Origin of the sequence: Pseudomonas sp. PSE1(2024) (genome assembly GCF_050990555.1) — a bacterium.
Classification (GTDB): Bacteria; Pseudomonadota; Gammaproteobacteria; order Pseudomonadales; family Pseudomonadaceae; genus Aquipseudomonas; species Aquipseudomonas aphyarum.
This window is the reverse complement of sequence record NZ_CP158967.1, coordinates 2,468,275-2,489,635: the sequence shown is the minus strand read 5'-3', so window position 1 is coordinate 2,489,635 and position 21,361 is coordinate 2,468,275. Positions and strand designations below refer to the sequence as shown.

Sequence of the window (21,361 nt, the reverse complement as noted above, 5' to 3'; positions counted from 1 at the left end):
GCGGCGGCAGAGCCTGCTCTCACAACCGAAACCGATCCACCGACTGCGCCAGCCGCCCCGCCAGACTCGACAGCTCATCCGTGGTATTGGCCGTCTGGCCGATCACCTTACTGTTGCCCTCCGACATGCCCGCGATCATCTCCACCTGATGGGCGATCTCGTTGCTCGCCTGGCTCTGTTCGCCGATGGTGCGGGTGATGTCGTTGACCAGTTGCGTGGTGCTGAGGGTGGCATCGAGGATTTCGCGGATGGCGCGTTCGACGTCGGCGGTGACCGCCATGCCTTTGTCGACCTGGGCGACACCAGCCTCCATGCTGCTGACGGCCTCGCGGGTGCTGTTCTGGATGCGTGCGACCATCGCGGCGATTTCCTGGGTCGAGGCGCTGGTGCGCGCAGCGAGGCTGCGCACCTCATCGGCCACCACCGCAAAGCCCCTGCCCTGCTCGCCCGCCCGGGCGGCCTCGATGGCCGCGTTGAGCGCCAGCAGGTTGGTCTGGTCGGCGATGCTCTTGATCACCTGAATGATGTTGAAGATGCCCTCGGATTCCTGATCCAGGGTGCGGATCACCTGCGCCGATTGCTGGGCGGAACGGGCGATGTCGTCCATGTCGCTGACCACCTGATGGATCACCTGCCCGCCGTTTTTCGCCAGTGACTCGGCCTGGCTGGCCATGTTCAAAGCACGCTCGGCGTGACGGGTGATTTCCTCGATGCTGGCGGTCATCTGGCTCGCGGCGGCAGCCATGGTGCCGGCGGCGGTGCTTTGCTGCTGGCTGCTGTCGGCCACCTGATGGCAGCCGTGGCTCAGTTGTTCGCTCATGCCGCTGACGCCATGGGCGTTGCGTCGCACCACGTCGATCATGTCTCGCAGGTCGCGCTGCATGGTGGCCAGCGTGCGGATCAGCGCACTGGCTTCGTCCTTGCCGGACGGTTCGGCGATCGGTTCGCTGAGGTTGCCGTGAGCAATGCTTTCGGCGATGCGGCTGGCGGATTTCAGCGGACCCATGATGCTCAGGATCACCCACCGGCCCTGGGCCAACAGCAGCAACAGACTGGCGACCAGGACAATGCCAAGGGCGATATTGGCATTGTGGATCGCCGCCTCGGTGCCTTCGCTGGTGTGCCGGGTATTGGTTTCGATCAGCTCGCTGAGAGCGGCCATCTGTTCTTCGAGCTGGCTGAATGCGGTATTGAAGGTCCCCAGTTGCTGCTGGGCGCTGTCTGGATTTTCCAGTGCAAGACCGACGATCTGTTCGCCGGCGCTGATGTAGGTATCGAGGCTGGGCTTGATCTGCTCCAGCGCGGACTTGATCGTCGGGTTCACCGGCAGCTTGAGGTTTTCACCCAGCACCTCGCGAAAATGCGCCGCATGCTCTTCGACCGAACCGCGCACCTCGTCCGCCGAACTGGTGCTTTTGCCCAGCCCCACCAGCATCGCCGAATACACGTCCGCGCGCAGGGCGTCGTGCATCATGTCGGCTTCCATGTGGTTGCGCAGCGCGCTCATGCTGACCGCGTTATCACTGACCGCCGAAGCCATCCGCTGGTTGCCCACATAACTGACCAGGCTCACGATCAGCGCCGTCAGCAGGCTGGTCGCAATCAGCAACACCAAACGCAGTTTGATCGACACCGTGATTTCCTCCCTGGTCGCGCCACACGGCGCCTTTCAACGCTTCAGTTAAGCCTATTTGGGTGAATCCGCCGCTTTAGAGCGTCGCAGGGTGTGTCGTTACATCCGGTAAAATGAGGACTGTGCGGTGCTTCTCGTTCTATGCCTTCTACCGCCCGGCCCGGCGCATGGAACTCCCGTGCCGTCCGACACCTCTCACATTATGTGGTACTTCCTTTTCGCTTTACGCTGCTGGAGGAACACCGTCATGCGCCGTTTATTACTCGTTTCGTCTCTCATGCTGTGCCTGCCGTTCGGCTCGGCCCTTGCCCGCGTGGACGCAGGGGATGTCGCCACTTCGGCGGGGGTTTCGGCCTCGCTGTACTCGACCTTCAAGGATCACAAAATGGTGATTCCGGCCCGTGACGACTTGTCCGCATTCGTCGCCAGCGGCGGAACGATCCGTGGCGTGTACCTGGAATCGGTGCTGCAACAGGTGCGTCAGGAAAATCCCGGCCTGAACGCCAGCGATGAAGAGCTGGCCAATGCCATCCTGGTTCACTACGAAGGTCTGTCGCAGTAACCACGGCACGTTCGATGATGGTGGCTGACGGACTCGCCACCGTTGTGCCCTGCCGATGGACGGCTGGCGAACGACCATGGGCAAAACCGTCGAACGGCCTCTATGATGGAGGCCATGACGATTTCCGCCTCCCTTCGCTCCCCTTGCCCGCCGGGTCTTTGCATTTGCGGGCGTGATCCGCTGCTGGATACACCCGGCGCGGACGTGCGCATCTTGCTGCTGACCCGCGAGGAGGAAAAGCGTCTGCTCGAGCGTCTGGAAAACCTGAAAGACCTCGCCGACCTCGAGCGTCTGCAAGGCAAGATGTTCGATCAACTAGGGATTCGCGTGCTGATCGCCCCGAAGTTCGGTGAAGTGCGGACCGTGCGCGGAGGCATCGAAATCGAGGTCCAGGACCTGCCGGGACTCTGCCGCAAAACCCGCAAAACCATCCCGGCTGCCATCCGCCGTGGCCTGGAAAACAACCCGCAAGTCGCCTTCGACCTGCTCAACGCCCACGACTTGCTGCGCGGCACCTGATCATTTCTTCATGCCCACCCGCTTGCGCATCTCGGCTGTGATGCTCTGCCGGGTTTTCTTCATGTCCGCCCAAGGCTCATCGCCCACTTCCGCCAGCCGTTCGTGAACGTTGTGCACGTTCCATTGATCGGCGCCTTTGATCTCGCCGACCTCTTCCCGAAACAACGGCACCGACACCGGTAACCCTTCGCGGGTACGCGCTGCGTAGGCACAAATGGTGGTGGCGCCCAGGCCGTTGCGCAGGTAATCGATGAAGATCCGCCCGACACGATTTTTCGGCCCGGACACCGCAGAAAAGCGCTCCGGCAACAGGTTCGCCATGTGAGTGACGATGGCGTGGCTGAAATCCTTGACCTCGTCCCAGCCATGCTTGCGGGTCAGCGGCACCACCAGATGAATGCCCTTGCCGCCGCTGGTCTTGAGAAACGCCTTGAGGCCCAGTTCATCGAGCACGGTCAGGGTCAGCGCCGTGGCTTCGACCATGCTTTTCCAGGGCAGCGCCGGATCCGGGTCGAGGTCGAGGACAAAGCGGTCGGGCTTGTCCAGATCCGTCGTGGTGGCGTTCCAGGTGTGCAGTTCGACCGTGCTCATCTGCACCGCGCCGATCAAGGCTTCGGCGTTGTTGATCAGCATCACCGGCTGGCCGGTCAGCTCCTTGTCGAGCGTGCGGATGCCGGGGATCGCCAGGTTCTCGGCGTTCTTCTGGAAGAACAGATCACCGGCGATACCATCGGGCGCGCGCACCAGCGCCACCGGGCGATCCTTGAGCTGCGGCAGAATCCATTCGGCGACGCTGGCGTAATACTCGGCCAGCTGCATTTTGGTGGTGCCACTGCTGGCGTCGATCACCCGGTCGGGGTGCGTGATCCGCACCTTGCCGTCTGCCAGATCGGATTGGGACGGCGCGGTAGATTGAGCCTTTGAAGTCTTCATAGGTTTGGCGCGCTCCTCGGTGATGTCCTTGGCCGGTTTGTCCTCGCGCAGGCCATGGAACACGGCGTGGCGCACCGAGCCGTCCTGGGTCATTTCGGCAAACGCCACTTCCGCCAGCAGACTCGGCTTGAGCCAGTGCACACCCTTGGCCTCGAATCCTGTGGGCGGGTTGGCCACCGCAGATTTCTTCACCCGCAACGGTTTGAGCTGCGCGAGGATGCTCTTGAGGGTGGTTTCGTTGAACCCGGTGCCGACCTTGCCGGCGTACCGCAACTCGCCGCTGTCACGATCATGCAGACCCAGCAGCAACGCGCCGAACGAACTGCGCGCGCCTTTCGGATCGGTGTAGCCGACGATCACGAATTCCTGGCGATGCTTGCACTTGAGCTTGATCCAGTCGCTGCTGCGACGAGATACATACGGCGAGCCGAGGCGTTTACCGATCAGCCCTTCCATGCGCATCTGGCAGGCGCTGTTGAGCAATGCCTGCGGGGTTTCGTCGAACGCTTCGGAAAAGCGCAACAGCGGATCTTCATGAGCTTTCAGCACCGTGGCCAACGCCGCGCGCCGTTCCTGCACCGGCACTTCACGCAGATCGACACCGTTGAGATACGGCAGATCGAACAGGTAATAGAGGATGTTTTCGCTGCGGCCCGCATCGAACGCGTTTTGCAGGGCCTGAAAATCCGGCACGCCGTCCGCGTCGGCGACGACCATCTCACCGTCCAGCCACGCCGACTCCAAACCCAACGCCGCAAGGGCCTGCGCCTGCTTCGGCAACTTGTGCGTCCAGTCATGACCATTGCGGGTGAACAACTGCACCTCGTCCTGATCGATGCGCGCCATGATCCGGTAACCGTCGAACTTGATCTCGTATTGCCAATCCCCTTCCGGCGCGCTCTCCACCAGGGTGGCCAGTTGCGGTTTGAGTTGCGCGGGAATCCTGGCCTTGTGCGCCCCGGCGAGTTTGCCCGAGGCTGGCTTGCGCGGTGCTTTCGGCGAGGCTTTCAGCGGTTTGACTTGCTTCGCACTGAGGCTGGGTTTGTCGACGATAGTACGTTCACTGAGCACGCTGTCGGGCTCGGCAACCAGCACGTCGTAATCGCTTTGCGGGCGCGCGGCGCTGTCCTGATGCTTGATCAGAAACCACTGCTCTTTCTTGCCCGGCATGTGGGTGCGCACCAGATTCCACACCCCGGCGAGCTTCTCGCCTTGCAGTTCGAATTTGAGTTTGCCCTTGGCGTAGGCTTTCTCCGGGTCTTCCAACGGAATCCACACGCCGCGATCCCAGACGATCACATCGCCGGCGCCGTAATGCCCCTCGGGAATGCTGCCCTCGAACGTCGCGTAGTCCAGCGGATGGTCTTCGACGTGCACGGCCAGGCGCTTGACCTTGGGATCCAGCGACGGCCCCTTGGGCACCGCCCAGCTCTTGAGCGCGCCGTCGAGCTCCAGGCGAAAGTCGTAATGCAGGTGCGAGGCATCGTGTTTTTGAATACAGAACTGCAGGGCATGGTCGCCGGCGGATTTCTTTCCCCGACGGCGTTCAGCTGCCGGTTCAGAGGTGGCCGAAAAGTCGCGCATCCGGTTGTAGTCGTCGAGATTCCTGCTCATCCTGCACCTGCCTTGTTTCAGCCTGTTCGAGTCACAGTCAGTGCGACCACGGCAATCCGGTCGACGCGCTGATAGCCTGGATTCAGCAACTCTTCACCAAACACATCGGGATCAAGTTCGCGGTAGGTCCAGCCGAAGCGTTTTTCATCCAGCCGTGGCAATACCGTATCGAGGAACGGATCGCGGCCATCGACCATCGCCACGCCGGTGTACAGCAGCAACGAGCCGCCGGGCGTCAGGCGATTGAGCGCCTGTTCGACGATCCGCAGCGACAGCCCCGCCCCCAGCGTCCCGCCACCGTGGCGGTAAGCTCGCCCGGCCGGATCGGCCATGTACGGCGGGTTGGCGACGATCAGGTCGAATTCGCCGTCGACGCCTTGCAGCACATCACTGGCACTCACTTCGACATTGGCCACTTCAGCCAGCGCTGCGTTGATCGTGGTCAGGCGCAACGCGGCGGGGTTGATATCCACCGCCAGCACTTGCGCTTCTCGCCGGGCACGGCCAATCAGGATCGCGCCCACTCCGGCGCCGCAACCGATGTCCACCGCACGGTGGATGGGCGCAAAGTTCTGCTGCAAATGGCTGTGAATCAGTTGAGCAAAGCGATAGGTGTCCGGGCCGAAGAACACCGAATCGGCTGCGTCGGTGGGAAACCCGGAATGCACAAACAGCAGGTCATCCAGGCTCGACCAGCGCACCCGGCTCTTCAAGCGCCCGTCGAACTCATCGATCACTTGAGCTTCCTGCAATTGCCGTTGTTCATCGGCAGACAGCAGGCCCGGTTCGAACGGCCGCGACCATCCGAACACATCCCGCAGGCAATCGGCTGGTTGTCCTTCGTCGCGCTGGTTGACCCGTTGATGGGTCAGCGGCGTCGGTGTGATGAAACGATAGCCGTCGGCCTGCAAGCGCCGCCCCAGTTGCAGCAGCACGAGGTCGTTGGCGGACAGTTGTTCTTCCTGATTCATTGATGACTTCCTTAGCGCAGGCCGGATTTGAGTTGGATGAATCGGCGAGTGGCGAGCAGCCCGGCCGGATGGGCATGGCGTGACGGTGCGAGCCACGGGATCAACGTTGCGATTTGGGTGTGAGCGTCCTGCCCCTGAAGTGCCGCATTCAGGCGCTGCACATCGGGATCCTGTTCGGGCACCTCGATCGGTGCAGGGACCGAGGGGCGGCGGCGGAACGCGACGGTTTTTTCTGCAGAAATCCAGTCACCGGCAATCCAGTCGTGAACCAGTTGCTTTTCATAGGCGCTGAACACGCCGAACATCGCCGCACCATCGCCATCGATCAATTGCCAAAAGCGGCTGCCCTGTGGGTTTTCGTTGCGCTTGATCCAGCCCTTGTCCTGTAAGGCTTGCAGGAAGCCGGGCAACTGCTGCGGTTCGGCCAGCCATTGATTGACGGTCTTGCCTTCGAAGCGGCAATAGTCGGAGTGCATGTGCTGAGCGAACGGACACTTGCGCTCAAGCATCGCCAACAATTCGCGCTCCAGATCAAACCCCTCGATGATTGCGCGGCTGCCCTGCCCCAGGTCATTGAGCCGATAGCCCAGCGAGACCCGGCGCAGGAAATCGCTGCGATCGGCCTCCAGAGGCAGCAGATCAAGAACGGCCTGAACGGCTTTTTGCGCATGGCCGGTACTGGCGTTGTCGATGGTCACATGCAGGGTGAAATAGTAAGGATCGATCCCCAGCTCACTCAGCTCGTAGCTGCTGATCAACAGGTGCAACGGCAGTTGCTCGTAGCCAAGGTTGTAACCGATCACCTCCGGCAGAAAATCCATGCCGCCGGCACCGAGGGCCAATTGCAGCGCGCCTTGCAGGTAGCGCTCGTCAGGCAGAGGACTGCCGGGCTCAAGACCATGTTCGGCGAGCAGTTGCCGGTAGATCACGACGTGATTCTGCGCCGGATTGCCCTCGCCCAGTTCTTCCAGATAGGTGCTGATCAGACTGCTGAAGCGCGGATCGCGCCATTGGGCCAGCAAGCCGTAAAGCCAGGCGCCATCAACCAGTTTGGTGGGCGCCACCGCTTGCAGGAAATACAGCGCATGAGCCCTGCAACTGAAGAACTGCCGCGCTCCTCCAGCCTTGCGCTGTTGCAGATAGTCGGCATATTGCCGGGCGACATCGGCACAGTGTTCGGCCACCCAGGCATGCCAGTGCGCGGGGTCCGATGGCAGTTCATCCTTCAACTGCGCGGCTTGCAGCAGTTGATCTTCCAGAAAGGCGCGCGCCAGCTGCTGCGGATGTTCGTCGGCTAAAAGTGCTTCATGGATGCACCGCAACTCAGTCAGAGAGTCGAGCGGACGCGATGGGGCGGAAGCAGCTTGCAGGCGTGTCAGGACAGTCATGGCAATATTCTCGGTCGATTGGCAGGACGCTCAGTCACTCGCCTCTAATGCAGCAGAGAGGCGGCGCCTGCCGAAAATTCAATCGACGTTAAATTTGCCCGGACGGACGGAGCCTTCGGCGCGCCACTGGCTTGAACAGAAGCGCTCGAAGGCTGCGAGGTTTTGCGGTCAGGCCGTGCCCTTGGCCTGCTGCTCGAGGTGAACCTGCAACTCGGGGTCGATCTGCAACGCCGCCGCCAGTTCATCCAGATAATTGCGCTCGGCGTCCTGCTGATTGTCCACCAGCATCACGCTGGCCAGGTACATTTCGGCGGCCATGGCCGGATCGTTCTGCGCCGCCTGGGCCACTTCTGTGGGATCCAGCGGTTTGGCGACTTCATCGTCGAGCCATTGCTGCAGGTTCAGGTCATCGGTGTGCTTGCCGATTTCACTGCTGATGAGGTGTTTTTCCGACTCGTCGATCCGACCATCAGCCTTGGCCGCCGCGATCAATGCACGCAGGACGGCGTGGCTGTGTTCTTCGACTTGCGGCCCGGACAGCAGATCCGCGGTTTGCGGGGTTTGCTGCGGCGCAGCAGAAGCCTGACTGCGTTGCCAGGCCTGATAAGCCTGGAAAGCCATCATGCCCAGCGAGGCGAGTGCTGCGTAATTGGTACCGCCAGAACGACGCTGCGTCCCGCCGCCCAGCGCTCCGCCACCGCCGAGCAGTCCACCGAGCAACCCGCCCAGACCACCGAGCCCGCCAGCGGGAGAACCGCCGCCGCTGTTGCCACCACCGCCCAGCAGACCGCCGAGCAATCCACCCAGCCCGCCCAGTCCCCCGCCGGCCGACGCGCCACCTTGTTGTCCCGCCGAGGCCTGACCTCGCAGCAGTTGTTCGAGCAGATCACTGGTGTTCATGACGTCGTCCTCAGACAAAGGGGTATGACTGCGTCAGGCAACGATAGTCCTCTTGATGCGATGTGCCAGCACCGTTGGGCTGACGTGGCGATGGGCGAGTGATTCTCCAGAGAAATTTTTCCCCGGCCAGCTAATCTTCACGAATGGGTGAACCTTGACCCGGCCCGACCGGTCGATAGCTGCAACCCCGACCCGGTTGGTCGCCGCCCTTGCTGCCCAAGGGTTTACGCGGCTTGCTGCACTTTCTGGAGAACGCCTTCGTGATATCGACCGTCCACATCGCCAGGCTCAAGGCCTGGGGCGCCCATGGTTTCACCGCGACCGGCGTGGTCACTGCCTTTCTGGCCACCCTTGCCCTGCTGGAAAACCAGCCGACCCACTGCCTGATGTGGCTGGGCGTGGCGCTGATCGTCGACGGCCTCGACGGGGCGTTGGCGCGCAAGGTCAACGTGCAGTCGGTGCTGCCGAGCTTCGATGGATCGATCCTCGATCTGGTGATCGACTACCTGACCTACGTGTTCATCCCGGCGCTGTTCATCTATCGCTACATTCCCCTGCCCGACTACACCCTGCTGCTGACCGTGTCGCTGATTCTGGTGTCGTCGCTGTTCTGCTTCTGCAACGTCAACATGAAAAGCAAGGACAACTACTTCGTCGGTTTCCCCGCCGCGTGGAACGTGGTTGCCTTGTGTCTGTACATCATCGATCCGGGGCCGTGGATCACCTTTCTGACGGTGATTGGCCTGGCGCTGCTGACCGTGACCCGAATGAAGTTTTTGCACCCGTTCCGGGTACGCCGGTTCATGCCGATCAACATTGCGGTGACGGCGATCTGGCTGCTGTGCAGTCTGTCGCTGGTGCTGAACCACCCGGTGATCAACCCGCTGGTGATGGGCCTGTGGCTGCTGGCGTCGGCGTATTTTCTCGGCATCTGCATCTGGCGCACGGCGCTGGAGTGGTTTGACAGTGCGCACCTGAAATAGAAGCCCGTCGGGGTCCTGTGGGAGCGAGCTTGCTCGCGAATGCGGCGTGTCAGCCAACAGAGATGTTGAATGTCAGTCTGCATTCGCGAGCAAGCTCGCTCCCACAATGGCTAACGCTTAGTAATCACCACCTCCAGATACTCACTCGGCAGCACCATCGATTCCGCCCCCGCCCGATTCAGTCCGTCGATCAGTTGCGTCAAATCCCCTTCCAGCGCCTGCCCGCTCTCCGGCGGCAACGCCGCGAACGCCTTGTGCACCGGGCCGTACCAGTGGCGAAACACATCAATGAAATGCGCCGCCGAGCGGTAGCGGAAGTTGAAGTGGCGTCGGGTCACCTGCACCTGAAACTGGCGATCGTCGAAGTGCGAATGCAGCCAGGCTTCCGCACCCCAGTTCGAGGGCGGTTGCGCACCGGGTGGCGGCGGCAGATACCGGCCGAGGGTCTTGAACATCTGGCCGACGAAGCCTTCCGGCGTCCAGTTGGCCAGACCGATCCGTCCGCCACGGCGACAGACCCGCGCCAGCTCCTTGGCCGCTTTCGCCTGATCCGGGGCGAACATCACGCCGAAGGTCGACAGCACCGCGTCGAAACTGGAATCGGCAAACGGCAGCGCTTCGGCATCGGCGACCTGAAAGGTCACGTCCAGATGCTCGGCGCGCGCCCGGTCCTGCCCGCGCTCCAGCAGCGCCGCGACATAGTCGGTGGACGTCACCAAACAACCGCGACGTGCCGCCGCCAGCGTGGCATTGCCATTGCCGGCCGCAACGTCCAGCACTTCTTCATCGCAGCGCAGGTCGCAGGCTTCGGCGAGGGTTTCGCCGACGATCTGCAAGGTGGTGCCGATCACGGCGTAGTCGCCGCTGGCCCAGGCGACTTTCTGGCGTTCCTTCAGGGCAGTGAGATCAATGGGGGTACTCATGAATGGGTGCTCCGCGGCAGAGGGGTCAATCGGCGGTGGTCGGGTCGATGATGCTCGTCACCCGGGACACGCTGTTGGCTGGAAATCCCCCACGCTTGGCGTGTTCGCGCACCAGCTCTTCGTTGGGTGCGATGTACACGCAATAGATTTTGTCGGCAGTCACATAACTCTGCAGCCACTGCACCTCTGGCCCGAGTTCACGCAGCACGTTGCAGGACGTTTGCGATACGGCCTTGAGTTCTTGCTCCGATAGCTTTCCGGCTCCTGGAATCTCGCGTTCAATCACGAACTTCGGCATGGCAACCTCGCTTTCTTTTTATGGATGTCAGGGCCGTGGCGGCCCTGCTCGCCCACTATCGCGCGGGCGCTGTGCGGCGTCCCTGCCAATCGTCCGGAGAGCCTGTAAAACCGGGCGCTGGCCGATGAATGGCGGGATTATGTAAAGGCCTCGAAACACTGTCGGGGGGGGGTTGCCAACGCGCCGGCTGATCGGCTCTCATGCAGGCCCTCCTCCGGAACGGAATTCGATCATGTCCTTGCGCTTCGAATGGCTCGCCGATCACATGCAGCACAGCGACACTTACGCGGCATGGATCCATCAACAGTTTCATTACGAATATGCCGAGCAACCCCTGGCCGAATGGCAGCGCGAATTTGCCGAGGGCCAGACCAATGGCGACTGGCGTTGCCTGATTGCGCTGGACGGGGATCGACTGCTGGGCGGCGCGGCACTGGCCCGGGCGGACCTTGCCCTTCGACCGGATCTGGGACCGTGGCTGGCCTGTGTGCTGGTCAGCCCTGAATCGCGGGGCCAGGGTCTGGCAGAAAGGCTGATCGAGGGCATTGCCGAAGAAGCGAAACACCGGGGCCTGCCGCGTTTCTACCTGCACACCCAGAGCAAACAGGACTATTACGCCAAACGCGGCTGGACGGTGCTGGAGCGTTTTCACGCCTGGGGCAACGAACAATGGCTCATGGTGCGCGACCTGTGAGCCATTGAGTTTTGCGGTTTACGCAGCGGGCGCCTTGGCCTCTTTGAGCAGCTGTTGAATCATCTGCTCCTGCGCCTGATAACTGCCTTCGCCGAAGTGGGTGTAACGCACCTGCCCCTTGGCGTCGACCAGGTAATGCGCCGGCCAGTACTGGTTATCGAAGTTGCGCCAGATCGCGTAGTTGTTGTCGATGGCCACCGGGTAGGTGATGCCGAGCTTCTTCACCTGATCCTTGACGTTGTCGATGATCCGCTCGTAGCCGTATTCCGGGGTGTGCACGCCGATCACCACCAGGCCGTCCTTGCCGTACTTCTTCTCCCACTCCTTCACATACGGCAGTGTGTGCTGGCAGTTGATGCAGTCGTAGGTCCAGAAGTCCACCAGCACCACTTTGCCGCGCAGGGACTCAGCCGTCAGTTCCGGCGAGTTCAGCCACTGCACCGCGCCGGACAGCGACGGCATCGCGCCTTTGCCGGCTTCGTCTTCGGTCGAGTCCGCACGGACTTTGCTGACGAAGTAGTCCACCACCTTCGGCACGTTTTCCAGCACGCTTTTCTCGACCGACGCCACGCCTTGGGACGAGGTGTTGGCCAGCAGCAGATTATCGGCACCGGTGGCGATCACCGCCGCCGTCGCCAGCACCGCGACACCCGCACCGCGACGGAACCAGCCGGTGAACGGAATCGACGGTTTCAGCCGGTTGACCAGCCCGCGACCGGCGAAGATCAGCGTCCCCAGCGACAACGCACTGCCCGCACCGTAGGCCAGCAGCAACAGGCTGGTCTGGGCGTTGGCGCCTTGCAGCATGGCGCCGGTAAGGATCACGCCGAGGATCGGCCCGGCGCACGGCGCCCACAACAGACCGGTGGCGACACCAATCATGATCGACGCCATCGGGCCGGCTTTTTTCCGGCTGTCCGGGTCGAGGCGATTGCCCAGCAGCACGAAGGGCCGGGCCAGCCAGTCACCGATACGGGCGGAAATCAGCGACAGCGCAAACAGCACCATCACCGCCAGCGCAATGTGGCGACCGGTGTTGCTGGCCTGGATCACCCACTCGCTGCTGACCACCGCCAGACTGGAGATCAGGGCAAAGGTCAGGGCCATGCCGCCGAGGGTCAGCAGGATCGAAGAACGGGTGCGGTCGGCACCGGCGAACAGAAACGGCACCACCGGCAGAATGCACGGACTGAGGACAGTCAACAGACCGCCCAGGAAAGCGATGAGAAACATGAGGTTCACCTTTTGAATGAGGGGTGGTCTGTCGACTGGATCGGGGGCCGTCTGTTACAGGCAGCCCCCTTCAATCCTCAAGCCGTCTGGCTGTCCAGCCATTGGCTTTGTGGCGTACGGCTAGCACCGTTTTCAGCCACCATCTGGCCTTGCGGCGTATGGCTGGAACCGTCGGCGGCCAGTGTCTGGCCCTGTGGCGTGCGGCTGGAGCCGTCGGCAGCCAGTGTTTGGCCTTGTGGCGTACGACTGGAACCGTCGGCGGCGATCAGGCCGTCGCTGCCCGGCTTGGCCACCGGAGCCAGTTGGAAGCAGGTGCTGCTGCCACAGCTGTTCTGTTCGACGGCAGCGTTGGCGTGGGCTGCGACGCCGGCGAGGGAGAAGGCAACAGCGGTCAGATAGCGCGATACGTTGTTCATGGCGATGTTCCTTTTATAGAGGTGGGTAATCAGTTGTCTTCGTTGCAGCCGTCGGCGAATTTGCGGTAGTCGAGCACCTGGGTCTTGCCGGCCGAGTCGAGGTAGGTCAGGCGGGCGTCGACGATGCCGCAGGTCATCGAGTTGTCCTGTTTCAGCGACACCACTTTCTGGATGTCCAGGTGGCTGCCGTAGGAGTAGGTTTGCGGGGTGACATCGGCTTCGGCGCGGGCCGACAGGGTGCAGATGTTCAAAGCGGCAAACAGGCAAGCGGCAGCGATCGATTTGGTCTTGGTGTTCATGGCGTTTTCCTCGGGGCTTCAATGGTTGAATCGTTGATTTGGCCGAGGCGTTCTGTGTGTGCCTCGATGGAGCTCATTTAAAGCTCGCGAGGTATCGCGCATGTGTCGGCAAATGCCGTGTATAAATCGCTACGTATCCGCACGCGCCCGGGATACACAGCGATACAAAACCCTGTAAAAATCCGCTTTTTGCGTCGGCGTGTATCCGTCACAGCGCTGGATACACTGCAATACAAAGGCAGGCAGGCGGCCTCGCGCAGGCTCGATAGACTGCCCGGCAATCCCCTTTGATTGAGGTTTGGCCCCATGGAACATGTCGATCACATCCTGATCGTCGACGACGACCGCGAGATTCGCGAACTGGTCGGCAATTACCTGAAGAAGAACGGCCTGCGCACCACAGTGGTTGCCGATGGCCGGCAGATGCGCAGCTTTCTGGAAGCCAACACCGTCGACCTGATCGTGCTCGACATCATGATGCCCGGCGACGATGGCCTGCTGCTGTGCCGCGAATTGCGCTCGGGCAAACACAGGGCCACGCCGATCCTGATGCTCACCGCGCGCAATGATGAAACCGACCGCATCCTCGGCCTGGAAATGGGCGCCGACGATTACCTGACCAAACCCTTCGCCGCCCGCGAACTGCTGGCGCGGATCAACGCCGTCCTGCGACGCACACGGATGCTGCCGCCGAATCTGGTGGTCACCGAAAGCGGTCGGCTGCTGGCGTTCGGTCGCTGGCAACTCGATACGTCGGCCCGGCATCTGCTGGACACCGACGGCACCATGGTCGCGCTCAGTGGCGCGGAATACCGATTACTGCGAGTGTTCCTCGACCATCCGCAACGGGTGCTGAGCCGCGATCAGCTGCTCAACCTGACACAGGGCCGCGACGCCGATCTGTTCGACCGTTCCATCGATCTGCTGGTCAGCCGTCTGCGCCAGCGCCTGCTGGATGACGCCCGCGAACCGGCCTACATCAAGACCGTGCGCAGCGAAGGCTATGTGTTTTCGCTGCCGGTCGAAGTCCTCGGAGCCCCCGCATGAATGTCGCCCTGCGCTGGCCGCGCACCCTCGCCTCCCGGTTGTCGCTGATTTTCCTGATCGGCCTGATCCTCGCTCAGGCGCTGTCGTTCGGCGCGCAATATTACGAGCGCTACGAAAGCGCGAAAAACACCATGCTCGGCAACCTCGAAACCGACGTTTCGACCTCGATTGCCATCCTCGACCGCCTGCCCGCCGAAGAGCGCCCGATGTGGCTCAAGCGCCTGGCCCGCAAGAATTACGGCTATCTGCTGAGCGAAGGCGAACCGGGTACGCCGATCGGTCCGGGCGAAGTGCCGATTGCGGTGACCTCGATCACCGATGCGATCGGCGAAGCGTACCCGCTGACCTTCACCGACATTCCCGGCCCGAAAAAACACTTTCAGGGCCACCTGCGCCTGAGCGACGGCAGCCCGGTGACCATCGATGTGCGTCCGTCGATGGTGCCGCTGTCGCCGTGGCTGCCGGTGGTGTTGCTCGGTCAACTGGCGCTGATGCTCGCCTGCACCTGGCTGGCGGTGCGCATCGCCATCCGCCCCCTCACCCGCCTCGCCAACGCGGTGGAAACCCTCGACCCCAACGCCCACCCGATCAACCTCGACGAAAAAGGCCCGAACGAAGTGGCCTACGCCGCCCGCGCTTTCAACTCGATGCAGGCGCGCATCGCCGCGTACCTGAAAGAACGCATGCAACTGCTGGCGGCGATCTCCCACGACCTGCAAACCCCGATCACCCGCATGAAGCTGCGGGCAGAGTTCATGGACGATTCGGCCGAGAAAGACAAATTGTGGAACGACCTCGGCGAGATGGAACATCTGGTGCGCGAAGGTGTGGCCTACGCCCGCAGCATCCACGGCTCGACCGAGGAAAGCCGGCGCACCAATCTGGATTCGTTCCTCGACAGCCTGGTGTTCGACTATCAGGACATGGGCAAGGAAGTGCAGTTGAGTGGCAAGAGTGAGGCGGTCATCGACACCCGCCCCCACGCTTTGCGCCGAGTGCTGGTCAACCTGACCGACAACGCGCTGAAGTTCGCCGGGGCAGCCGAGTTGCTGATTCAACGGGACAAAAGCGGCCTGTCGATCAAGGTCATGGATCGCGGCCCGGGCATCGCCGAAGAAGAACTGGCCCAGGTGATGGAGCCGTTCTACCGCGTGGAAAACTCTCGTAACCGCAGCACTGGTGGCACCGGGCTGGGGCTGGCGATTGCCCAGCAACTGGCGATGGCGCTGGGCGGTTCGCTGAATCTGAGCAACCGTGAAGGTGGCGGGTTGTGTGCTGAACTGAAGCTGCCACTGCACACCTAAAGCAAACATAAATTCCTGTGGGAGCGGGCTTGCCCGCGAAGGCGTCTGTTCAGTCGATGAATACATTGACTGTACCGGCCTCTTCGTCGGATCGCCGCCCGGACCAAGCCCGCTCCCACAGGATTTGCGGTGTTTGCGAAATCAGGTAATGCCTAACACACCGTCCTCATGCATCTGCCGCAACAACGCCAGACCGCTGTCCATTAACGATGCCGTTACCGGCAAACCCGCCTCCATCGCCAGCCCTTCCAGTTGTTCATGACCGTTCAGCGCAGGGAACTCGCCAATGCGCTGCAACAACCGCCAGGCCAGCGGACTCAGCTCGGAAAACTTCACGTTCCAGTCCGTCGTGCGCCGTACCAACAAAAGCGTCGGCTGGGCTGGTGGCGTGGCCGGTTGATGATCCGGCCCCAGCATTTGCACCGGCCAGGTGTACGCCAAGGGCCAGGCGAGTGCCGAAACCTGCAACGGCCGCTCCAGCAACTGCGCCGGATCGCTCGCGGGCAAGGCTTCGGCGTCGGACTGCTGCAACACCATTTCCACCCATTCGTAATGCGCCAACTCCACCAGAAAAGCCGGCCATTTAAGGTCGCCCAATACGGCCGGCTCCGAGGCGAGGTAACCGACGAACTCCTCGGCGATCTCGCCGAATTTCGGCGTCTGCGCGCGGTAGTCCCGCAGGAAGCCGCGGATCAACGTGCGCCAGCGTTCCTGGCCGATGATCCGGATCAGCACCGGAAACGTACCGCCCAGCAGTTGCGAGACATTGTTGAACACCAGGTCGCGATAGACATTGACCCGCGCAGCGTTCATGTCGGCGGGTGGCGCTTCATGTTCTGGATCGCGCAAATAGCGGGTCAGGGCCTGTTGTTGCAGTAGCAGATTATCCACGCGGGCCTCCTTCGGCTTGCAGGCGGCGGATGGTTTGCAGCTCGGCCACCAGTTCAGAAAACGACGGGAAATTGAAATCCCGCTCCAGCAAGGTCGGCTGCGCGCCGAATCGGCGATAGGCGTCGGCCAGCAACGCCCAGACCACCGGTTTGACCGAGGCACCATGGGTGTCGATCTTCAACGTGTCGGACTCGTCGAAATGCCCCGCCACGTGCATCCCGACCACCCGGCCCGGCTCGATGGCAGCCAGAAATGTCTGCGGATCGAAACCGTGGTTGATCGAATTGACGTAGACGTTGTTGACGTCCAGCAGCAGATCGCAATCGGCCTCGCGCAGCACAGCGTTGGTGAAGGTCACTTCGTCCATGTCCTGCCGGGGCGCGGCGTAGTAGGAAACGTTTTCCACCGCCAGCCGCCGACCGAGGATGTCCTGGGCCTGGCGGATCCGTGCGGCGACGTGGTGCACCGCTTCCTCGGTGAACGGCAGCGGCAGCAGGTCGTAGAGATGACCGTCGTCGCTGCAATAACTCAGGTGCTCGCTGTACAGCGGCACTTTGTGATGATCGAGAAAAGCCCGCACTTCCCGGAGGAAACCAACGTCCAGCGGCGCCGAGCCACCGAGCGACAACGACAGCCCGTGGCAGGACAACGGATATCGCTCGGCCAGCTCGCGCAACGCAGCGCCATGGGCACCGCCGACGCCGATCCAGTTTTCGGGGGCGACTTCAAGAAAGTCGAAATCGCCGGTGCGAGCGGCTTGCAAGTCTTTCATCAGGCCGCGACGCAGGCCGAGCCCGACACTGGCCTGCAAGGTGGGGTGGGTAATCTGCATGGGCAACATCTCTGCTGAGGAGCCGCCGGGTGCGGCGACTGACAGGCTCAGTAAAACCGGCGGGTGTATCGCGGCTGTGTGGGTAATGCGCGGGAAGTGGCGGGATTTGTATCGGTGGTGAGCCTGTACACAATGGGATACAGACTCGCTGCCTCCTTCGTGAACGGCGAGTTCATCGGTTTAAACCAACTCAAAAACTGCACATACAACCCTGTATATCCAGAGCTTACGGATGACACCTACAGATGCAGACGAAATGCCCTACCTTCGCACGAGAACCAGCTGCGACATCAGGTACTGAAAACACTGCCCAAGATCTCAAACTCACCTGCTCATGGTGGGTAAAAATTGCATTGCAAGGACAGAAAAAGCTCAATAACATGCCTTCCACGCCAGTGCTTCCGGTCAGACGCACTAAGCCTCAGCCGCAATCTGAGGCTTGCTAAAAAACCGCCCCGCAAGGCGGTTTTTTTTCGCCCATCATTTGCTCCAGGCGGACATGGGCCGGCGGTTTGTCTTGGCCTCTTGGCGAGATCGCCCTGAGTCGCATCGTTTGGCATAGGACAGGAACCGTCGGCGGATAATTCGGGAGCCCACGCTAAAGTGGGAGAGCGCACCATCGCGATACAAGCCCCGAAATCCACACAGCCCGCTCCCACCGGCGCCAACAGCGGCTAGACTCAATCAGTACCCAGTCGAGGGGGACGCAGGACAGCAGTGTCGCCCTGCCCGTTTCCACGACCACCGCCCGGTGGTGAATGCCTCGACCCCCAACGCCACCGGACTGTGATCCTGTCAAAGGAGCACATGAAATGGACGAGGCCAGACTCAACGAGTTCATGGGCAAACTGGTCAACGACATGGGCGGCGCGGCGATGCTGGCCAATGTCATTGTCGGCGAAGAACTCGGCCTGTATCGGGCGATGGCCGACAGCCAGCCGGTCAGCCCCGAATCCCTCGCAGCAAAAACCACCTGCAACCCGCGACTGGTGCGCGAATGGCTGAGCGCCCACGCGGCGTCCGGCTACATGGAACACCACGACGGCAAATTTCGTCTGCCGGAAGAACAGGCGCTGGCCCTGGCCAAGGAAGATTCGCCGGTGTACGTGGCCGGCGGCCTCGGGGTGGTGGCGTCGTTTTTCCATGACAAGGACAAACTGGTCAAGGCCATGCGCGGCAACGGCGCCCTGCCCTGGGGCGATCACCATCCGTGCATGTTCACCGGTACCGAGCGGTTCTTTCGTCCAGGTTACAAGGGGCATTTGATCGCCGAGTGGCTGCCGGCGCTGGACGGCGTGGTGGCCAAACTTGAGGAAGGCGCCAAGGTCGCCGACATCGGCTGCGGTCACGGTGCGTCCACGGTGATCATGGCTCAGGCCTATCCCAACTCGCGGTTCGTCGGCTTCGACTATCACGCACCTTCGATCACCGTCGCCACCCAACGGGCCGAAGAAGGCGGCGTCAGCAGTCGCGCGCGGTTCTTCCAGGGCACCGCGAAAAGCTATCCCGGCGATGACTATGACCTGATCTGCTATTTCGACTGCCTGCACGATATGGGCGATCCGGTCGGCGCTGCCAAACATGCCTTTGAATCCCTGAAAGACGACGGCACGGTGCTGCTGGTCGAACCCTTTGCCAACGACACCCTGGACGAAAACATCACGCCGGTCGGGCGCTTGTTCTATGCCGCGTCGACGTTCATCTGCACGCCAAACTCGCTGTCCCAGGAAGTGGGACTCGGTCTCGGAGCACAGGCGGGCGAGTCGCGCTTGCGCAAAGTGTTTACCGAAGCGGGTTTCAAACACTTTCGGCGGGCGACGCAGACGCCGTTCAACCTGATCCTGGAGGCTCGCAAGTAACCTCGGGCAGCGGACGCCTCTGAAAAGAGGCGTCCGTCGGTGCTAACCTGCAAGGCACTTACAGCCTGCGGAGCGCTGATCATGCTCGACCGTCCCCTCCCCGACCCGCTCGACTATCTGCAACAGGTCATGGCCGACGGCGACTTCATTGTGCTGACCGGCGCCGGCATCAGCACGCCGTCAGGCATCCCGGACTACCGCGACACCGACGGCGTACGCCGTGGCCGGCAGCCGATGATGTACCAGGAATTCCTCGCTGCCCCGGAATCGCGCCGCCGCTATTGGGCCCGGGCCATGCTCGGCTGGACGCGCGTACGTCAGGCGCGGCCGAACGCCGCCCATGAGGCGCTGGCCAGTCTGCAAAGCCACGGGCGGATTGGCGGCCTGATTACCCAGAATGTCGACACCCTGCACGATCAGGCCGGCAGTCACGACGTCATCGAACTGCACGGCAGCCTGCACCGGGTGCTGTGTCTGGATTGCGGCCAGCGCAGCGAGCGGGATTCGATCCAGCACTTGATGGAAACGCAGAATCCGTATCTGGCGGGTGTCGATGCCGTGCAGGCACCGGACGGCGACACTCTGCTCGACCCGGCCTTCGAGGCACGCTTTCAGGTGCCGCATTGCCCGCATTGCGCTGGCGAGCGGATGAAACCGGATGTGGTGTTTTTTGGTGAGAACGTGGCGCAGCCGACAGCGGCGCGGGCCATGGCGCTGGCGGAAAATGCCGCCGGGATGCTGGTGGTCGGTTCGTCGCTGATGGCGTATTCGGCGTTTCGCCTGTGCCGGGTGATTGCGGATCGGGGCAAGCCGCTGATTGCGATCAATCTGGGGAAGACGCGGGCGGATGAGTTGCTGGATTTGAAGATTGAAGCGTCCTGCGAACAGCTATTGCCGCTACTGACACAACGCCTGACTTCGTGACCTCCCAAAGTCAGTGCTCAGCCTTGAGAATGTCAAAAAGCGCCTGCGCCGCCGCCGACAATTCATTCCCCGGATCCGTCAGCACGCCAATCGCCCGTTCCACCACCGGCTCGTGCAAGGTCAGGCAATGCGCGCCCAGTTCGCGCATCTGTCCGGCACACAACGCCGGCACCGCACTGACGCCCAGCCCGCTCGCCACCATCCGCCCGACCGTCGCCAGTTGATGGCTTTCAAATTCCACCGGCAGTTTCATCCCTCGGGCCTGCAAGTGTTCTTCCAGCATCACCCGAACCGTGGATGGTCGTTGCAGGGTGATGAACGGTTCCTGCAACAAGGTCTGCCAATCAATGTCGCTCCGGGTGGCCAGCGGCGAATCCTGCGGCACCACGGCGACGAAGCGATCCCGGTAAAGCGGCGTGAAGGTCAGCGAGGTGTTCTGCATCGGCTCGAAGGCCACGCCGAGTTCGACCTGGCGATCGCGGACCATCTCCAGCACTTGCTCATTGATCACGTCATTGACCGTGACGTTGACGTTCGGATAACGCGCGCGGAAGGTCTTGAGGATCGGCGGCAGCAGGTTGCCGGCAAACGATGGCATCGCCGCCAGCGTCACCCGCCCGCGCTGAAGGCTGAAGCGCTGGCGCATTTCGTCTTCGGCGTTGTCCCAGTCGGCGATCAGGCGCCGGGCCAGCGGCAGCAGCGATTCGCCCTCCGGGGTCAACGCCACGTTGCGCGTGTTGCGGCTGAACAGGCGCCCGCCCAGGCCTTCTTCCAGCGCCTTGATGGTCAGGCTCAGCGCCGATTGCGAGAGGTGCAGGCGCTCGCAGGCCACGGCGAAGCTCAGGCTCTGGGCCACGGCAAGAAAGGCGCGGATCTGCTTGATGGTCATGAACGATTCACTCAAGGGACTAAGCTGAACACCTCATTGATCGTTCCCACGTCGAGGCGTCGAACCGTCTGCGTGGTAACGCAGCCCGTGACGCTCCGCGTCCCTAGAGGCATTCCCACGCAGAGCGTGGGAACGATCAACGAGGTCAATTATTGAGTTTTATCAATCAATCAACCTTAAAAATCAACTTAACAAATATATCCTTCAGCGCGACACTCCAGTCATTCGGCTAGCCAGCCGCCCGACAAA

The 21,361-nt window shown here is 62.0% G+C and carries 21 protein-coding genes; 8 read left to right on the top strand and 13 right to left on the bottom strand.

Annotation, left to right across the window (positions count from 1 at the left end; translation table 11 throughout):
* Window positions 1–19 precede the first annotated feature (19 nt).
* On the bottom strand, window positions 20–1,633 hold the full coding sequence (locus ABTV87_RS11320; protein WP_433899513.1) for a methyl-accepting chemotaxis protein: 1,614 nt from the start codon (window positions 1,631–1,633) through the stop codon (window positions 20–22).
* Between the two features lie 247 nt (window positions 1,634–1,880).
* On the opposite strand from ABTV87_RS11320, the gene ABTV87_RS11315 reads away from it, so the two are divergent.
* Window positions 1,881–2,195 carry a DUF2388 domain-containing protein gene (locus ABTV87_RS11315; RefSeq protein ID WP_007957157.1) on the top strand — a complete coding sequence of 105 codons (315 nt, stop codon included), beginning with the start codon at window positions 1,881–1,883 and terminating at the stop codon, window positions 2,193–2,195.
* 114 nt (window positions 2,196–2,309) lie between these two features.
* The gene (locus ABTV87_RS11310) at window positions 2,310–2,714 is read left to right on the top strand and encodes a hypothetical protein (RefSeq protein WP_170929433.1); all 405 of its coding nucleotides are present in this window, start codon (window positions 2,310–2,312) and stop codon (window positions 2,712–2,714) included.
* On the opposite strand, the gene ligD is transcribed toward ABTV87_RS11310, so the two are convergent.
* From ligD to ABTV87_RS11290, 4 genes are all read right to left on the bottom strand, one after another.
* Entirely contained in the window at window positions 2,715–5,261 is a 2,547-nt protein-coding gene (gene ligD / locus ABTV87_RS11305; protein WP_433899512.1) for a DNA ligase D, read from the bottom strand.
* A gap of 17 nt (window positions 5,262–5,278) precedes the next feature.
* Window positions 5,279–6,232 carry a methyltransferase gene (locus ABTV87_RS11300; RefSeq protein WP_433899511.1) on the bottom strand — a complete coding sequence of 318 codons (954 nt, stop codon included), beginning with the start codon at window positions 6,230–6,232 and terminating at the stop codon, window positions 5,279–5,281.
* Window positions 6,233–6,243: 11 nt separating this feature from the next.
* On the bottom strand, window positions 6,244–7,620 hold the full coding sequence (locus tag ABTV87_RS11295) for an iron-containing redox enzyme family protein (protein ID WP_433899510.1): 1,377 nt from the start codon (window positions 7,618–7,620) through the stop codon (window positions 6,244–6,246).
* Between the two features lie 168 nt (window positions 7,621–7,788).
* Window positions 7,789–8,520, bottom strand: coding sequence for a tellurite resistance TerB family protein (locus tag ABTV87_RS11290; protein WP_433899509.1), 732 nt, complete (start codon window positions 8,518–8,520; stop codon window positions 7,789–7,791).
* A 260-nt stretch (window positions 8,521–8,780) separates the two neighbouring features.
* Here ABTV87_RS11290 and pcsA point away from each other — a divergent pair, with 260 nt between their 5' ends.
* Entirely contained in the window at window positions 8,781–9,503 is a 723-nt protein-coding gene (gene pcsA, locus ABTV87_RS11285) for a phosphatidylcholine synthase (protein WP_115079921.1), read from the top strand.
* A 110-nt stretch (window positions 9,504–9,613) separates the two neighbouring features.
* Here pcsA and ABTV87_RS11280 read toward each other — a convergent pair whose 3' ends face one another.
* Window positions 9,614–10,426, bottom strand: coding sequence for a class I SAM-dependent methyltransferase (locus tag ABTV87_RS11280; protein WP_433899508.1), 813 nt, complete (start codon window positions 10,424–10,426; stop codon window positions 9,614–9,616).
* Window positions 10,427–10,451: 25 nt separating this feature from the next.
* Window positions 10,452–10,724, bottom strand: coding sequence for a DUF4242 domain-containing protein (locus ABTV87_RS11275; protein ID WP_007957179.1), 273 nt, complete (start codon window positions 10,722–10,724; stop codon window positions 10,452–10,454).
* A gap of 232 nt (window positions 10,725–10,956) precedes the next feature.
* Between ABTV87_RS11275 and ABTV87_RS11270 the strand changes: the two genes are divergently transcribed.
* Complete coding sequence (locus tag ABTV87_RS11270; protein WP_007957180.1) at window positions 10,957–11,418, top strand: GNAT family N-acetyltransferase; 462 nt, start codon at window positions 10,957–10,959, stop codon at window positions 11,416–11,418.
* Between the two features lie 18 nt (window positions 11,419–11,436).
* Here ABTV87_RS11270 and ABTV87_RS11265 read toward each other — a convergent pair whose 3' ends face one another.
* The 3 genes from ABTV87_RS11265 to ABTV87_RS11255 form a co-directional block, all read right to left on the bottom strand.
* Window positions 11,437–12,651: a cytochrome c biogenesis protein DipZ gene (locus ABTV87_RS11265; RefSeq protein WP_221535107.1), complete on the bottom strand. Its 1,215-nt coding sequence runs from the start codon at window positions 12,649–12,651 to the stop codon at window positions 11,437–11,439.
* Window positions 12,652–12,728: 77 nt separating this feature from the next.
* Complete coding sequence (locus tag ABTV87_RS11260) at window positions 12,729–13,067, bottom strand: hypothetical protein (RefSeq protein ID WP_127797616.1); 339 nt, start codon at window positions 13,065–13,067, stop codon at window positions 12,729–12,731.
* A gap of 29 nt (window positions 13,068–13,096) precedes the next feature.
* Window positions 13,097–13,366: a DUF2790 domain-containing protein gene (locus ABTV87_RS11255; RefSeq protein ID WP_007956290.1), complete on the bottom strand. Its 270-nt coding sequence runs from the start codon at window positions 13,364–13,366 to the stop codon at window positions 13,097–13,099.
* 306 nt (window positions 13,367–13,672) lie between these two features.
* Here ABTV87_RS11255 and ABTV87_RS11250 point away from each other — a divergent pair, with 306 nt between their 5' ends.
* Both ABTV87_RS11250 and ABTV87_RS11245 read left to right on the top strand, forming a co-directional pair.
* On the top strand, window positions 13,673–14,413 hold the full coding sequence (locus tag ABTV87_RS11250) for a response regulator (protein WP_085607563.1): 741 nt from the start codon (window positions 13,673–13,675) through the stop codon (window positions 14,411–14,413).
* Window positions 14,410–15,717, top strand: a complete 1,308-nt coding sequence (locus tag ABTV87_RS11245) for an ATP-binding protein (protein ID WP_433899507.1) — start codon at window positions 14,410–14,412, stop codon at window positions 15,715–15,717. The genes ABTV87_RS11250 and ABTV87_RS11245 overlap by 4 nt, the downstream gene beginning before the upstream one ends.
* A gap of 141 nt (window positions 15,718–15,858) precedes the next feature.
* Here ABTV87_RS11245 and ABTV87_RS11240 read toward each other — a convergent pair whose 3' ends face one another.
* Together ABTV87_RS11240 and ABTV87_RS11235 are read right to left on the bottom strand one after the other, a co-directional pair.
* Window positions 15,859–16,608: an HvfC family RiPP maturation protein gene (locus ABTV87_RS11240; RefSeq protein WP_433899506.1), complete on the bottom strand. Its 750-nt coding sequence runs from the start codon at window positions 16,606–16,608 to the stop codon at window positions 15,859–15,861.
* Window positions 16,601–17,440 (bottom strand): HvfB family MNIO-type RiPP peptide maturase, encoded by an 840-nt coding sequence (locus ABTV87_RS11235; RefSeq protein WP_433899505.1) that lies wholly within the window; start codon window positions 17,438–17,440, stop codon window positions 16,601–16,603. Before ABTV87_RS11235 ends, ABTV87_RS11240 begins: the two co-directional genes overlap by 8 nt.
* Window positions 17,441–18,252: 812 nt before the next feature.
* Here ABTV87_RS11235 and ABTV87_RS11230 point away from each other — a divergent pair.
* Window positions 18,253–19,299, top strand: coding sequence for a class I SAM-dependent methyltransferase (locus tag ABTV87_RS11230; RefSeq protein ID WP_085607571.1), 1,047 nt, complete (start codon window positions 18,253–18,255; stop codon window positions 19,297–19,299).
* A gap of 81 nt (window positions 19,300–19,380) precedes the next feature.
* Window positions 19,381–20,223 (top strand): NAD-dependent protein deacetylase, encoded by an 843-nt coding sequence (locus ABTV87_RS11225; protein WP_433899504.1) that lies wholly within the window; start codon window positions 19,381–19,383, stop codon window positions 20,221–20,223.
* Between the two features lie 10 nt (window positions 20,224–20,233).
* On the opposite strand, the gene ABTV87_RS11220 is transcribed toward ABTV87_RS11225, so the two are convergent.
* On the bottom strand, window positions 20,234–21,112 hold the full coding sequence (locus ABTV87_RS11220) for a LysR family transcriptional regulator (RefSeq protein WP_007956275.1): 879 nt from the start codon (window positions 21,110–21,112) through the stop codon (window positions 20,234–20,236).
* Between the last annotated feature and the right edge of the window lie 249 nt (window positions 21,113–21,361).

Coding starts and splice junctions, on each gene's coding strand:
- ABTV87_RS11315 (WP_007957157.1), top strand. CDS start 1,881: ATGCGCCGTTTATTACTCGTTTCGTCTCTCATGCTGTGCCTGCCGTTC.
- ABTV87_RS11310 (WP_170929433.1), top strand. CDS start 2,310: ATGACGATTTCCGCCTCCCTTCGCTCCCCTTGCCCGCCGGGTCTTTGC.
- ligD (WP_433899512.1), bottom strand. CDS start 5,261: ATGAGCAGGAATCTCGACGACTACAACCGGATGCGCGACTTTTCGGCC.
- ABTV87_RS11300 (WP_433899511.1), bottom strand. CDS start 6,232: ATGAATCAGGAAGAACAACTGTCCGCCAACGACCTCGTGCTGCTGCAA.
- ABTV87_RS11295 (WP_433899510.1), bottom strand. CDS start 7,620: ATGACTGTCCTGACACGCCTGCAAGCTGCTTCCGCCCCATCGCGTCCG.
- ABTV87_RS11290 (WP_433899509.1), bottom strand. CDS start 8,520: ATGAACACCAGTGATCTGCTCGAACAACTGCTGCGAGGTCAGGCCTCG.
- ABTV87_RS11280 (WP_433899508.1), bottom strand. CDS start 10,426: ATGAGTACCCCCATTGATCTCACTGCCCTGAAGGAACGCCAGAAAGTC.
- ABTV87_RS11275 (WP_007957179.1), bottom strand. CDS start 10,724: ATGCCGAAGTTCGTGATTGAACGCGAGATTCCAGGAGCCGGAAAGCTA.
- ABTV87_RS11270 (WP_007957180.1), top strand. CDS start 10,957: ATGTCCTTGCGCTTCGAATGGCTCGCCGATCACATGCAGCACAGCGAC.
- ABTV87_RS11265 (WP_221535107.1), bottom strand. CDS start 12,651: ATGTTTCTCATCGCTTTCCTGGGCGGTCTGTTGACTGTCCTCAGTCCG.
- ABTV87_RS11260 (WP_127797616.1), bottom strand. CDS start 13,067: ATGAACAACGTATCGCGCTATCTGACCGCTGTTGCCTTCTCCCTCGCC.
- ABTV87_RS11255 (WP_007956290.1), bottom strand. CDS start 13,366: ATGAACACCAAGACCAAATCGATCGCTGCCGCTTGCCTGTTTGCCGCT.
- ABTV87_RS11250 (WP_085607563.1), top strand. CDS start 13,673: ATGGAACATGTCGATCACATCCTGATCGTCGACGACGACCGCGAGATT.
- ABTV87_RS11245 (WP_433899507.1), top strand. CDS start 14,410: ATGAATGTCGCCCTGCGCTGGCCGCGCACCCTCGCCTCCCGGTTGTCG.
- ABTV87_RS11235 (WP_433899505.1), bottom strand. CDS start 17,440: ATGCAGATTACCCACCCCACCTTGCAGGCCAGTGTCGGGCTCGGCCTG.
- ABTV87_RS11230 (WP_085607571.1), top strand. CDS start 18,253: ATGGACGAGGCCAGACTCAACGAGTTCATGGGCAAACTGGTCAACGAC.
- ABTV87_RS11225 (WP_433899504.1), top strand. CDS start 19,381: ATGCTCGACCGTCCCCTCCCCGACCCGCTCGACTATCTGCAACAGGTC.
- ABTV87_RS11220 (WP_007956275.1), bottom strand. CDS start 21,112: ATGACCATCAAGCAGATCCGCGCCTTTCTTGCCGTGGCCCAGAGCCTG.